This is a genomic window from Microbacterium sp. lyk4-40-TSB-66 (genome assembly GCF_030209475.1).
GTDB lineage: Bacteria > Actinomycetota > Actinomycetes > Actinomycetales > Microbacteriaceae > Microbacterium.
The window spans coordinates 40,739-54,188 of the sequence record NZ_JARVRW010000014.1 but is presented as its reverse complement, the minus strand read 5'-3'; the positions used below and the strand labels follow the sequence as shown (position 1 = coordinate 54,188).

11 protein-coding genes are annotated in these 13,450 nt (G+C 70.8%); 7 read left to right on the top strand and 4 right to left on the bottom strand.

Going from position 1 to position 13,450, the window contains the following annotated elements:
• The first annotated feature begins 47 nt into the window (after window positions 1-47).
• The 4 genes from QRO03_RS15540 to QRO03_RS15525 all read left to right on the top strand — a co-directional run bounded on the left by QRO03_RS15540 (window position 48) and on the right by QRO03_RS15525 (window position 3,759).
• A complete protein-coding gene (locus QRO03_RS15540) occupies window positions 48-761 on the top strand; it encodes a GntR family transcriptional regulator (RefSeq protein ID WP_285138398.1) in 714 nt (237 codons plus the stop codon).
• A gap of 102 nt (window positions 762-863) precedes the next feature.
• Window positions 864-1,358 (top strand): ureidoglycolate lyase, encoded by a 495-nt coding sequence (locus tag QRO03_RS15535; RefSeq protein WP_285138397.1) that lies wholly within the window; start codon window positions 864-866, stop codon window positions 1,356-1,358.
• Between the two features lie 2 nt (window positions 1,359-1,360).
• A complete protein-coding gene (locus QRO03_RS15530; RefSeq protein ID WP_285138396.1) occupies window positions 1,361-2,833 on the top strand; it encodes an FAD-dependent oxidoreductase in 1,473 nt (490 codons plus the stop codon).
• Window positions 2,830-3,759 (top strand): NAD(P)-dependent oxidoreductase, encoded by a 930-nt coding sequence (locus QRO03_RS15525; RefSeq protein WP_285138395.1) that lies wholly within the window; start codon window positions 2,830-2,832, stop codon window positions 3,757-3,759. The genes QRO03_RS15530 and QRO03_RS15525 overlap by 4 nt, the downstream gene beginning before the upstream one ends.
• A gap of 9 nt (window positions 3,760-3,768) precedes the next feature.
• On the opposite strand, the gene QRO03_RS15520 is transcribed toward QRO03_RS15525, so the two are convergent.
• Window positions 3,769-5,247, bottom strand: a complete 1,479-nt coding sequence (locus QRO03_RS15520) for a lipopolysaccharide biosynthesis protein (RefSeq protein WP_285138394.1) — start codon at window positions 5,245-5,247, stop codon at window positions 3,769-3,771.
• 178 nt (window positions 5,248-5,425) lie between these two features.
• On the opposite strand from QRO03_RS15520, the gene QRO03_RS15515 reads away from it, so the two are divergent.
• A complete protein-coding gene (locus QRO03_RS15515; protein WP_285138393.1) occupies window positions 5,426-6,802 on the top strand; it encodes an O-antigen ligase family protein in 1,377 nt (458 codons plus the stop codon).
• Here QRO03_RS15515 and QRO03_RS15510 read toward each other — a convergent pair.
• On the bottom strand, window positions 6,789-7,796 hold the full coding sequence (locus tag QRO03_RS15510) for a glycosyltransferase family 2 protein (protein ID WP_285138392.1): 1,008 nt from the start codon (window positions 7,794-7,796) through the stop codon (window positions 6,789-6,791). The genes QRO03_RS15515 and QRO03_RS15510 overlap by 14 nt on opposite strands.
• Complete coding sequence (locus QRO03_RS15505; RefSeq protein ID WP_285138391.1) at window positions 7,793-9,019, bottom strand: glycosyltransferase family 4 protein; 1,227 nt, start codon at window positions 9,017-9,019, stop codon at window positions 7,793-7,795. Before QRO03_RS15505 ends, QRO03_RS15510 begins: the two co-directional genes overlap by 4 nt.
• A 291-nt stretch (window positions 9,020-9,310) precedes the next feature.
• On the opposite strand from QRO03_RS15505, the gene QRO03_RS15500 reads away from it, so the two are divergent.
• The gene (locus QRO03_RS15500; RefSeq protein ID WP_285138390.1) at window positions 9,311-10,414 is read left to right on the top strand and encodes a glycosyltransferase family 4 protein; all 1,104 of its coding nucleotides are present in this window, start codon (window positions 9,311-9,313) and stop codon (window positions 10,412-10,414) included.
• A gap of 191 nt (window positions 10,415-10,605) precedes the next feature.
• On the top strand, window positions 10,606-11,766 hold the full coding sequence (locus QRO03_RS15495) for an acyltransferase family protein (protein ID WP_285138389.1): 1,161 nt from the start codon (window positions 10,606-10,608) through the stop codon (window positions 11,764-11,766).
• Window positions 11,767-11,916: 150 nt separating this feature from the next.
• Here the strand turns inward: QRO03_RS15495 and QRO03_RS15490 are convergent, their stop codons facing one another.
• Window positions 11,917-13,449: a tripartite tricarboxylate transporter permease gene (locus tag QRO03_RS15490; RefSeq protein WP_285138388.1), complete on the bottom strand. Its 1,533-nt coding sequence runs from the start codon at window positions 13,447-13,449 to the stop codon at window positions 11,917-11,919.
• Window position 13,450: the final 1 nt, after the last annotated feature.

Here is a 13,450-nt window from a genome sequence, read left to right as displayed (position 1 = left end):
CGGATACCCGCCGCACCGCGCGTCCACCACCGCGGTAGCGTGAGGGCGTGACCGACAAGCGCGCCCCCGATCAGGACGCGCTCATCGACCGCATCCTGCATCTCTGGAGGGCGGATGCCGAGACCCTCCCCTCCGAGCCGCGACTGGCCGAGCTGACGGGCGCGAGCCGCAACTCGGTGCGCGAGGCGCTGATCCGCCTCGAGGAGCGGGGCTACGTGCACCGCACGCAGGGCGCGCGCACCTCGCCCAACCGACGCCTGCCCGGCGTGGGTCGCCGCATCGACGAGCAGTTCGACCACTCCCTGTCGATCCGATCCGCGGGATACGAGCCGACCCTCGACGTCGTCGTCGCCGAGCGCGTGACGCTCCTCCCCGGCGATGACCGCTACGACGACCTGCCCGACGGCACCGAGGTGCTGCGCACGCGCAAGATGTGGCGGGTCGACGGCGTCCCGTACGCCCTCGCCGAGGACCTCGTGCCCGTCACCCGAACGGCAGACCTCGACGCCCGCCGACCGGTGTTCGACCTCGCCGAGACGGCGAACGGCATCCGGGTGGCGTGGGAGACGATGTGGATCGACGCGATCTCGCTCGACGCCGAGCGCGCCCGGATCCTGGATGCCGCGCCCGGCACGCCCGTGATCGAGATGACCTACTGCGGGTACGGCGCCGACGACGCGATCGGGTACTGGTCCCGCGAAGTGCAGTTGCCGGCGCCTCCGGGCCTGCGCAACGCGCTGATCCGCCGCGTGCACTCCTGACGCGTTTCGCCGAGGTAACCGCGCGATGAACTTGTCGGACAAGTAGCGCGCAAGCTTGTTGGACAAGCGTACGCTCGCCTCACCCGACGAAAGCGAGCCGCCGTGACCGACACCCTCACCCCCCACACCCTGACCGCCGAGACCATCACGCCGGACGGCTTCGAGCCCTACGGCGTCGTACTGACGCCGATGGAGGACGGCACCCCCTTCACCGCCGAGGAGGCCGTGCTCGACGTCTCGAACGGCATCCCGCGCTTCTACCTCATGCGTCTCGACGACAAGCCGGCCGAGTTCGTGCGCGTCACCCGCCACCTCGAGACCACGCAGACCCTGATGGCCGTCGGCGACGTCGAGTGGACGATCGCCGTCGCGGCCCCCGGCATCGAGGAACCCGGCCTCGACGACCTGCGGGCCTTCCGCATCCCGCCGCGCACCGCCATCACGATGCGCAAGGGCACCTGGCACGCCGGTCCCTTCTTCGCCGACCCGAGCATGGACTTCGTCAACCTCGAGCTCGACGACACCAACGTCGCCGACCACCACAACCACCGACTCGACGACGCGTACGGCGTCCGCGTCGTGATCGACGCGGACTGAACGTGCTCACCGTGCTCCCCGACGCGGACTCCCGCCTCGCCGCGCTCGAACGCGACGCGGCGCAACAGGCCGCCCTGAGCGCCGGCGACGGACGGTCGTGGGTCGGCGCGCGCGACGGCGTGCGACCGGTCGTGATCGTGGGCGCGGGCCAGGCCGGTCTCGTGCTGGCCCGGGGTCTGCGCCGACGCGGGATCGACGACGTCGTCGTGATCGACTCCGCCCCCGCGGGCTCCGCCGGTCCGTGGACCACCTACGCCCGCATGCACACGCTGCGCACGCCGAAGGACATCGCGTGGCCCACCTGGGGCACCCCCGCGGTGAGCCCGCGCGCCTGGTTCGAGGCGGTCCACGGCACGGACGCCTGGGACGCGGTCGAGTACTTCCCGACGACGGCGTGGCAGGGATTCTTGCAGTGGTACCGCGAGGTCTCCGACATCACCGTCGTGCCCTCCACCCGCGTGAAGAGCATGTCGCCCACCACCGTGGACGGACCCCTCGAGCTGCACCTCGACGGTCCCGACGGGCAGTGGCTGCTCCCCGCCCACCACGTCGTCCTGGCGACGGGCATCGAGGGCGCCGGCGGCAGGCACGTGCCCGCGCTGCTCCAGAACCTCCCGGCCGAGCGCGTGCACCACACGCACGACGACATCGACTTCGCGTCGCTCGCGGGCCTGCGCATCGGCATCCTGGGCGCGGGGACGGGCGCGTTCGACAACGCGGCTACCGCTCTCGAGAGGGGAGCCGCGAGCGTCGACGTGCACATGCGGCGGCCCGCCATGCCGCAGGTGAGCCCGTACCGCTGGATGGAGTTCGCCGGTCTCATCGAGAACTACGGCTCCTTCACCGACGCGCAGAAGTGGGCGTTCAACGTGCACCTCTCCGCCGTCGACCAACCCGCGACGCAGAACGCCCTGTGGCGCGCGCACGCCTTCGACGACTTCCGCTTCCTCACCTCGTCGCCGTGGCAGCACGCGGAGTGGACCGGCGGCGACATCGCCGTCACGACACCGCATGGCATCCACCGTTACGACGTCGTCTTCGCCGCCACGGGCATCGCCGCCGATCTCGCCCGACGCCCCGAGCTCGCGACGGTCGCCGCGGATGCCGCGCTCTGGAGCGACCGCCTCTCACCCGAGGCCGCCGCGCAGAATCCCGGCCTCGCCGCGTTCCCCTATCTCGACGACGACTTCGGCCTCGTCAGCCGGAGTGCCCCCGATCACTCGGCGCTCTCGCGGATCCACATGTTCAACCACGGGGCCCGGCTGAGCCAGGGCATGCTGAGCCACCAGATCCCCGGCCTCGTCGGAGGGGCGACCAAACTCGCGGCGGCCCTGTCGCGGCGCCTGTTCCAGCGCGACTCCGCAGCCCTGCTCGAGGAGTATCTCGCCTATGAGGTCCCGGTCGGCGTGCAGATCGGCCGGCGCGCGCAACCCGCATCCGCCCCCACCCCGGCGGCGGTAGCGTCGAACGCGTGACCACCGACAAGCCCCTCACCGTGTCCGTGCCCACCGCCCGACTGCGCGACGACCTGCGCCCGCTCCCCGAGGGCGTGGAGGTGGTCGTCTGGGACATGAAGGATGCCGCCCCGCGCGAGCGCTTCGACATGGTCGTCCCGCCGTACATGTCGATGGACGGCGTCATCGATGCCCTGTCGAGCGTCGAGGTCGGGCTCGTCCAGAGCCAGTCGATCGGGTACGACAACGTCGAGGGGCGCCTGCCCGCCGGCCTCGTCTACGCCAACGCCTCGAGCGTGCACGAGACGGCGACCGCCGAACTGGCCGTGGCCCTCGCCCTCGCGGCGCAGCGGCGGTTGCCCGACTTCGTGCGCGCACAGGACCGCGGCGAGTGGATCGGGGGCTCGGCCACCGGACTCGCCGACCAGCGCGTGACGCTCCTGGGCTTCGGCGGCGTCGGCCGCGCGATCGCCGCGCGCCTGAAGCCGTTCGAGGTGGAGTTGCGCGCGGTCGCCTCGCACGGTCGGCTGCAGGACGACGTCGAGGTCTTCCCGCTCGGTGAGCTCGGCGAGGTACTCGCCGAGACCGACATCGTCATCGCCTCTCTTCCCGGGGGCGACGCGACGCGCCACCTGATCGACGACGCCGCCCTCTCGGCCCTCCCCGACGGCGCGCTGGTCGTCAACGTGGGCCGCGGCCCCCTCATCGACACCGACGCCCTCGTCGACCACGTGCGGCGCGGCCGCATCCGGGTGGCGCTGGATGTCACCGACCCCGAGCCCCTGCCGGCGGGTCACCCGCTGTGGAGCCTCGACGGCGTCCTCATCGCCCCGCACGTCGGAGGAGCGACGGATGCCATGCACCCGCGCATCGCCCGCCTGCTGCGTCGTCAGATCGACCGCCTGCTCGCCGGTGATGAGCCGCTGAACGTCGTGATCGGCGGCTGAGCCGACGGGTCAGTCCGGCGCCTCGGCGGTTACGCCCCGCCGAGACGTCAGGGAGCGAGCGACCGAGACGATCAGACGGACATCGCGCCGGCCGCACACGGCGAGCATTCCCCCGGCGAGGATGAGCCACGCCAGACAGACGACGACCAGTCGGACGATCGGCGGGAGATCGATGAGGGCGGCGACGTCGAGGCCCCACGCGCCCGCCGTCGCCACGCCGCTGACGACCAACGGGACGATCGCCGTGCGGAGCAGCTCCGGCACGCGCAGGCCCGCGCGCGGGGCGAAGACGAACGTTCCCGATGCCCAGATCAGCACCTGTCCGGCGACGACCCCCCAGGCGACTCCGACCGGTGCCAGCGGCGCCCAGAGCACGATCAGGGCGACCATCGGCACGCGGCCCACGATCTCGGACAGGAAGAGCACCCCCGAGCGTCCGAGCGCCGCGAAACCCCAGTAGTACGCGTAGGCGATCGTCTGGAAGACGGTGCCCGCCGCCAGGACGGGCAGGTACTCCATCGCGGGGACCCATTCCGCCCCCAGCACGACCTGGATCAGCGGCGCGCCGCACACCACGAGCAGTCCGGTCACGGCGAGGAGGGCGTGGCTCACCAGTCGCTGCGCCCGCACGAGGGCGTCGTTGAGCGCGTCGAGGTCGTCGGCGACGTCCGCGAGACGCGGGAGGACGACGCGGGTGAGGGGTGCGGCGACCTGCTGCAGCGGCAGCATCACGAGTTGATACGCGCGGGAGTACAGGCCCACCACGGCCGAGGAGTACCACGCACCCATCGCGATGGTGTCGACGTTCGTGGTGACGTAGTGCGCCGCGTGCGCGCCGAGCGTCGACACCCCGAAAGTGAGCAGTCGTCGCATCTCAGCCCTGCGAGGCGGACTCGGTCGCCACCCGGCCGCCACGCAGGCCCACACCAGGGAGACCAGGGCGGAGATCGTCCCCTGGAACGCGAGGGCGGCGTACCCGGTTCCGACCAGGGCCAGGATGACGGCCGTCAACACGCCGACGGCGTCGCCGCCGAGTTCGGACGCTGCCAGTCGTCGGAACCGCTCCTCGCGGTTCAGCTCCACCTGGAACTGCACCGCGGCGGCACGCAAGAGGTAGGCGGGGGCCGCGATCAGGACGACGGTGATGAGGCGATCGTCGGCGAAGGCACGACCGATCGGAACGGCGGCAGCGGCCACCAGGACGGCGAGGACGGCGCCGATCGCGGTGTTGATCCAGAGCAGGTTGCTCTTCTGCTGCTGGGTGAGGGCCTTCTCGCGCAGCGCCGCGAGGCTCAGGCCGAAATCCCCCAGCACCGAGGCGATCCCCACGATGGCCAGACCGAGACTCACGACCCCGAAATCGGTGGGCCCGATCAGGCGGGCGAGGACGACGATGTTCGCGATCTGGAGGACGTAGCGCACCCACTGGGTGGACAGGAGAACGGTCGCACCTCGGGCGCGCGAGCCGGCCGATCGTTCGGGCTGCACGTGGGCCGTCCTCCTCCGGTCGCGCCCCGGTACGAAGCGTCTTCCGAACCTTAGGATCGGCCCACGCCGACATGACCCGTTCGCGGCGTCCGCCCGCCCGTACGGGCCCGATTCTTCACCCGCGAACTCCGCCGGAGGCGAGCCGGCCGCCACCACGGTGCACCCCTAGCCTGTGCGGATGACTTCCTCAGCCGTGGCCCTCCCCCGCGCGCGGGTGCGCGGCTCCGTCCTCCCGCGTTCGGCGACTGACGCGCGAAGCGCGGGAGCCCGCGCCGCGACCTACGGTCTGCTGATGCTGCTGTGGCTCGCGTGCGTTTCCGCACCTGTCGCCCAGACGCTGACGACGAGTCGCAGGGTCGCCGTCGAGGGCGTGAAGACCCCTGTCGCACAGGCGGTGGTGGATGCCTGGAACCTCGCCTTCTACCTGCCGGCGGCGATCGCCGTCCTCGTCCTGATCTTCCGCGTCGTCTTCGTGCGCAACGACATCGCCCCGCTCCTCGTGCTGATCACGCCCTGGCTCTGGATCATCCTCGACGAGTACATGCGCGGGGCGCGGGTCACCCCGCAGATCGTGCTGCCCATCGGTGTCGCACTGATGTTCTGGGCCATCGGCACTCGCGTGGGCGATCTGAAGGTCTACGCCCTGCTGGCCGCGGTCCTCGCGGGAGTCTCGATGGCGCTGACGCAGGGCGCCCCCGCGCTCATGTACATGCCGCAGAGCTTCGACGCCGCATCCGACAAATCGCTCACGGGACTCCCGCTGCTCGCGGGCTTCTTCAGCCACCCCAACTCGAACGGACTGTTCCTCGTCCTCGCCCTACCGCTCACCCACCTCTTCTCCCGCTGGTACCTCCGGTGGGCGACCGCCGGCGTCATCCTCACCGGGATCGTGTGGTCGTCCTCGCGGACGGCCCTGTTCGGCGCCGCGGTGTGGCTCGTCGTGATGCTCCTCAGCCTGCTCCTGCGCGTGTCGCTGCGCCGCGTCCTTGTGGTGCTGCTGGTCGGGCTGATCGCCGCCGTCGTCGTGGTCCCCCTCGCGACCACCGACCCCCAGGCGTACACCGCGCGCGGCGCGATCTGGCAGTTCAACCTCGCGCAATTGAACGGGACGACGCAGTGGCTCTTCGGCCTCGGGCACACCTGGTACACCGACAACTACGAGATGCTGCGCTCGGCGCTCTCCACCGCCGCCGGCCACGGCCACAACGTGTTCGTCACCTATACCGTCACGGGTGGACTCGTCCTGGTGGCGCTCATCGTCGTGGTCCTCCTCAACGCGGCGAGGATCGCCGGCACTCTGCCGACCCGGGAGAGCGTCGCGGCCATGGCCTTCCTCTGCGTCCTGGCCGCGGCATCCATCACCGAATCGGCATGGCGCACCGAAGCGCCCGACACGCTGTTCGCCTCGATGATCGTGCCGCTCTTCGTGATCGCCACGCAGAGCCGCGTCGTGAACGGGCCGTTCGAGGCCCTTCCGGGTGAGGCCGCGGGTGAACCGCTGACGCGACGAGCCCTCTCGCAGGCACGCTCCGGCTCCCGACTCAGGCGCGCCTGACCAGCGCGCGCAGACGCCGGAGGTTCGTCGAGCCGGGCGGCAGGTCCCACGTGAGCAGCGATCGCAGGGACTCCTCGTCGATGCGACGCCGCCTCTGGATCACGCGACGCTCCCCCAGCTTCTTCGGCATCCTCGCGGCCGCCACGACGACCCCCTTCACGGCGACGGCGCCGCTGCCGGTGAGCACGGCACGCCAGAAGGTCAACGTGTAGGCGAGCGCCAACCGCGGCACGATCGTGGGCAGAAGGCGCCGGGGGACGTTCTTGACCACCACCCAGGACAGGTTCTTCAGGGTCTGATAGGTCGTGAACCCGGGGATCCGCCCACTGGTCGCACCGATGCGGTGGTACGCGACGGCCTCCGGCGCCAGGCGCACACGCCAGCCGCGCAGCTGCGCCCGCCAGCTCAGGTCGACGTCTTCGAAGTAGGCGAAGAAGTCCTCGTCGAAGAGGCCGATGTCGCGGAGCATCTTGGCGCGGTACAGGGTCGATCCACCGCTCGCGCCGAAGAGCTCGGTCGCGGAGTCGTACGCGTCCAGTCGTTCCTCGCCGCGCCCCCGGGGGAAGGGGAGCCCCCAGGTGGAGTAGCACTCGCCCGTGCTGTCGAGGCGGGTGCCGTCGATCGTCACGAACTTGCTGGCCACCATCCCCACGCGCTCGTCGCTCGACATCTCGGCCACGAGGTGGTCGATCCAGGTCGGCTCCGCGACCGCATCGTTGTTCAGCAGGGCGACGAACCGGTGACCCCGGTGCAGGGCGTAGCGGAGCCCGACGTTCACCCCGCCCGCGAAGCCGAGGTTCACGGGCTGCACCAGCACGGTGACGTCGGGGTAGGAGGCGCGCAGCATCTCCACCGACCCGTCGATGGATCCGTTCTCGACCACGACGATCTCGACCGGTCGCGTCTGCCGGCGGAGCGAGTCCAGACAGGCGGGCAGGTCGTCGCGGCCGTTCCAGGTCGGAACGACCACGGCGACTCCCACGGGGGCGCTCACCGCAGAACCCCGTCGCCGAGCAGCGCGTCTTCCAAGCGCGCGGGGAACGTCTCGGACGAGAACACCGACCGCGCCCACTCACGCCCCGCCGCCGCCTCCCGCCACGCCGCGGGTGGATCCTCGAGCACGCGCAACAGGGCGGCGGCCATCCCCGGGGCGTCATCCTGAACCGTCAACCCCCCGGTCTCGCCTTCCTCGACCAGTCCCTCGGCCCCCACCGACGTCGATACCACCGGGATGCCGCGCATCATCGCCTCCACCGTCTTGAACTTCAGGCCCGCGCCCATGCGCAGGGGAACCACGACCACGGTCGCCTCCGCATACGACGGGTCCAGCGAAGGCACCTCGCCCGTGACCTCGAGAAGCGGATCACGGGCCGCGGCCTCTTCCATCCGGGCGGTGGGGCCGGCTCCCCCGAGCAGGAACCGCACGTCGGGCCGAGCCGCGCGCACGAGCGGGAGGATCTCGTCGATCAACCATTCCGCCGCCTGCGCGTTCACGTCGCGGAAGAACGCCCCCACGAAGAGCACCGTCGGCGGCCCGTCCGGCGGCGCCGGGTCGGACGCGCGGACGCCGCCGTCGAACGGTGGCCGCAGGACGACGGTGCGAGCGGCATCCCGACTCAGAGCGCTCACGTATCGCGCGTCCTTCTCACTGAAGACCACGACGGCATCCATCTCCCGATACAGCCGACCCTCGTCGCGTGCGACACTCCATCGCCGCCACCGCCCCAACAGGCGAGCGGGCGTTCCCCGGACCGTCCTGGCCAGGACGCGGTCGTAGGTCTGCGCGATGACGTCGTGCGCCGTCACCACACGCCGCACCCCGGGGCGGATCGTGCGCGCGTGGAGGGCGAGCCATCCCATCTCCGACCATTGGGCGTCGATCAGCTCGGCGCGAGACAACGCGCTCCCCGCCGGGGGCGAATCGAGCACCGCCCGCCGGAACCGACGCGGGGGACGAACGGGGAACAGCCGGATCTGCTGGGTGTCCCACCAGTCGGCCACTCGTCCGGAGGCGCGGGGCGAGCAGACGATGACGTCGACGCCGAGTTCCTCACGCAGCAGGCGGGCGTTGTCGCCGTTGCCCCTCCAGTCGGGGGCGATCACCGTCACCTCGTGTCCCCGACCGCGGAGGACGCGGAGATGGGCGAGCGCATACTGGCCGCCGGCGTGGGGGATGCCCGAGTAGGGGACGTGCGCCACCAGGCTGACGACTCGCATGACTTCTCCTCGTGCGGGCTCCGGCGAGCCCGCGTGAGTCAGCGGGCGCCCGGGGAAGCTATCAACTCGACCGCCGCCGTCTGAGCGGGCACCGTGGGGCGTTCGCACCCTGCACGTGCTCCCGGGGCAGACGTCGCGCGCACCGTCCGCGCCCCGCTCGCGACACCCCATCCCGTCGACTTCACCCGCTATGTCACCCGCGCGCGCGTCGGCACCCGCAGTCCCGGCTCGCATCCGGCACAGACGGCCGGTGACCATAATCGGCGGAAACCCGACCGAGAAGAGACAGACGTGGATGCACCGCGCCCGCACATCGTGATCGACGCACGTTCGATGTTCACCTCCACCGGCCGCTACACGCGCAAGCTCATCGAGAACCTCGAGAGCATCGACACCGAGCACCGGTACACGATCGTGCTCCCGCGGTCGCAGTTCGACGAGTGGGAGCCGCGCAACCCGTGGTTCGCGAAGGTCGCCACCGACACCCCCTACTTCTCGGTCCGGGAGCAGACGGCGTTCGCCCGGGAACTGCGCGCCCTCCGGCCCGATCTCGTGCACTTCGCGATGCCGCAGCAGCCGCTGTACCTGGGCAGCCCCCGCGTCACGACCTTCCACGACATGACGTTGCTGAAGATCCGCAATCACAAGAAGCATCCGATCGTCTCCCTGCTCAAACGCGCCGTCGGTGCCGCCGCCTTCGCCGTCGTCGCCCACCGCTCGCGGGTCGATCTGGTCGTCAGCGCCCACTCCGGGCGCGACCTGCTCGCCTACACCCGCGTCCCGGCGACGAGGGTGACGCTGACGTATCCGGCCGCCGACGCGATCCCGGATGCCGCGGAGTCGATCGCCGTGCCGTTCGAACGTTTCGTGCTCTACGTCGGCACCCAGGTGCCCTACAAGAACCTGTCGGGGCTGATCCGCGCTGTCGCGGATCTGCGCGGCTCCGACGATTCGATCGGATTGGTCGTCGCCGGCAAGGTCGACGGCGACGGATCCCGCTTGATCCGCGATCTCGATGACCGGAAGCGGTCGGCGGTGCACTTCGCCGGCTTCGTATCCGACGGGCAGTTGCGGTGGCTGTACGAGAACGCCGCGGTCTACGCCTTCCCCTCGTTCTACGAGGGCTTCGGACTACCGGGGCTGGAGGCCATGCGGCACGGGTGCGCGGTGGTCAGCAGCGACGCGACCTGCCTGCCGGAGGTGTACGGCGACGCCGCGGTGTACTTCGACCCCTCGCGGGTGTCGGCGATCCGCGATGCTCTGTCCGCCGTGATCTCCGACCCGACGCTGGCTAGAGATCTGCGCGAGCGCGGACACCGGCGGGCCGCCGTCTACTCCTGGCGCTTCATGGCGCAGCGCACCCTGGACGCCTACCGCGACGCCCTCGCGCGATGAGCGGCCGCACGGCACGGCATCCGCGAGTGAAGCCGAGGGTGAATCTCGATCCCCGCAGGCTCGTCGCGGCGCGCGGAGGGACGCTTCGCGGCGCGCGGGGCGAGGAGCACGCGGCATCCTCACGGAATGAGCTCCGGCGGTCTTGACGCCGTCGAACGCGGGTAGGCCGTATGGCGCACAGGGAAGGCGACATGACACACACCTTGGAGACCTCGTGGCGCAGGTTCCGCGACACCACCCGGCTCCTCCCGCTGGACGGGCTCCGCGCGGTCGCGATCCTGCTCGTCTTCACCGGCCACGTCGAGGCCCCAGGCCCCTGGAAGGCCGTGCACGGCGGAGTGGGCGTGACCCTCTTCTTCGTCATCTCGGGCTTCATCATCACGACGTTGCTCCTGCGGGAGAGCGATGAGCGTCCCGTCGACTTCGGCGCGTTCTACATCCGTCGCGCCTTCCGCATCCTGCCGATGTACCTGCTCGTGCTCGCCGTTTACTGCGTACTCATCCTGGTGCTGGGCACGCAGGAGGACCGGCGCGCGGAGTTCTTGAACGCCCTCCCCGGGTACCTGATGGGCTTTCCCGAGATCGTGCAGCTCACCAACACGGCCGAGCACCAGGCGCCATTCTCGGGGGCATGGTCGATCGGCATCGAGGACAAGTTCTACCTCGTGTGGCCGGTCGTGGGCTTCCTCCTCCTCCGCCGCCGCTGGACCGCTCTCATTCCGCTCCTACTGGTGTCCGCGGGGATCCTGACCGTCGTGGGCTTCGGAACGCCGGTCGCGCGGGTGCTGCAGCCCTACGTCCACATCATCCTGGGCGTGCTCGTGGCGGTCGGGCTGCACTATCGGGGCTCGTTCGGCGTGCTCGCCCGCCTCTTCGGAAGGTGGTGGCTGACCTGGGCGCTCCTGGCCGTATCGCTCGCCCTCGTGCTCTACCCCGACATCGCCCTCGGAACGCCGCTGTACGTGCCCTACGGGCTGCTGTGGGCCGTGACGATCGTCTCGCTCTTCACCGCCCCGCCGGGGGCGGCGACCACGGTGCTCAGCAGCCGCCCGCTGCTGTTCATCGGCACGGTGAGCTACTCGTTCTACCTCACCCACGCCTTCGTCCTGAACGCGCTCGAGAAGCTCCCCCCGGCGATCCCGTCCTGGGCGCAGTACCCGCTCGGTCTCGCCGGCTCGCTCGTGCTGGCGTGGGCCACCTACCGACTGGTCGAGTCGCCCATGAATCGCTGGGGGCATCGGATCGCCGCCCGGCGTCGCGCACGACGCACCCCCGCACCGTCGGCGTCGGACGTCCGGTCCCCCGCTCCGATCGCCCCCGCGACACGACGGGATTCCCGACCCGATCGGTGACCGCGCACGCCCGGCCGACGCGCACGGGATCCTGTCGCGGGTGGTCCGGCCCCCGAGGTTCGTGGGCCGAACGGCGTCGCCGGGCGGGCGGGCGCGGAGACGCGAAAAGGGCGGGATGCCGAAGCACCCCGCCCTTTGTCGCGATCCGCGTCAGGAGACGCCGACCGTCTCCCTCGCTGCCGTCCGCGCCCGCCGGCGCGCCAGGACGCGGTTCCGCCCTGCGGCGACCAGCACGACCAGCAGCACGGCGTAGATGGCGATCACGATCGGACCCTGGAAGAGCGTCGTGAGGTCGCCGTTGGCACTCATCGCGGCATCCCGCAGGCTCGTCTCGGCCAGCGGACCCAGCACCATGCCGATGATGAGCGGCGCGAGCGGGTAGTCGTGCGCCCGCATCGCGAAGCCGAGCAGGCCGATACCCAGCAACAGCACGAGGTCGAACGTCGCCCCGGAGGTCGCGTAGATGCCCAGCCCGCAGAACACCGCGATCGCGGCGTACAGGTAGGGGCGCGGGATGACGAGCAGTTTCGCCCACAGCATCGCGAACGGCAGGTTCAGGATGAGCAGCACGACCATCGCGATGAAGAAGCTCGCGATGAGCGCCCACACCAGGTCGGGGCTCCGCTCGAACAGCAGCGGCCCCGGCTGCAGCCCGTACTGACGGAACGCGGCGAGCATGATGGCCGCCGTCGCCGAGACGGGCAGGCCCAGCGCCAGGAGCGAGCCCATCGCCATCCCCGTGGTCGAGTTTCCGGCGGCCTCGGGGGCGGCGAGGCCCCGGATGGCGCCGGTGCCGAAGCGCGGCTTCTTGCGCCGGCCGTCGAGACGCTTCTCGATGCCGTAGGCCAGGAATGTCGGGATCTCCGAACCACCCGCGGGGATCACCCCGAACGGGAGGCCGATGGCCGTGCCGCGGAGCCACGCGGGGGTGGCCTCCGCGAACTCGCGCCTGGTGAGCCAGGGCCGCCCCGTCGGGCGGATCATCTGCTTGTCGTTGATGTGCCGCTCGAGGCACGCCACGTAGATGACCTCGCCGAGGGCCAGGATTCCCACGGTCACCGTGATGAGCGAGATGCCGTCGAACAGGTTCGGTGAATCCAGCGTGAAACGCGGGGCTCCGGTGACGCCGTCGATGCCGACGACGGCGATCCCCAGCCCGAGGAGCAGGGAGGCGAGACCCTTGGCGGCGTTATCCGTGACGATCGACGAGGTCGCGGCGAAGGCGAAGATCGCCAGCGCGAAGAACTCGGCGGGGCCGAAACTGCTCGACAGTCCCGCGAGCACCGGGGCGAAGAACACCAGGAGCGTCGCCGCGATGATCCCGCCGATGAAGGCGCCGATGGCGGCCGTGGCCAGCGCCTGAGCCGCACGTCCGTTGAGCGCCATCTTGTGACCCTCGAAGGTCGACGCGATCGCCGAGGCCTGCCCGGGGGTGTTCAGCAGGATGCCGGTGATGGAATCGCCGAACAAGCCGCCGAAGTACACGCCCGAGAACATGATGAACGCCGCGGTCGGGTCGAGCGAGAACGTCACGGGTAGCAGCAGCGCGACGGCCATGGAGGAGCCGAGGCCGGGCATGACGCCGACCGCCGTTCCGAGCACGCAGCCCACCAGCACCCAGACGAGGTTCTGCGGGGTGAGGGCACCGGCGAATCCCTCGCCGAGGAGGTTCAGAACGTCCATG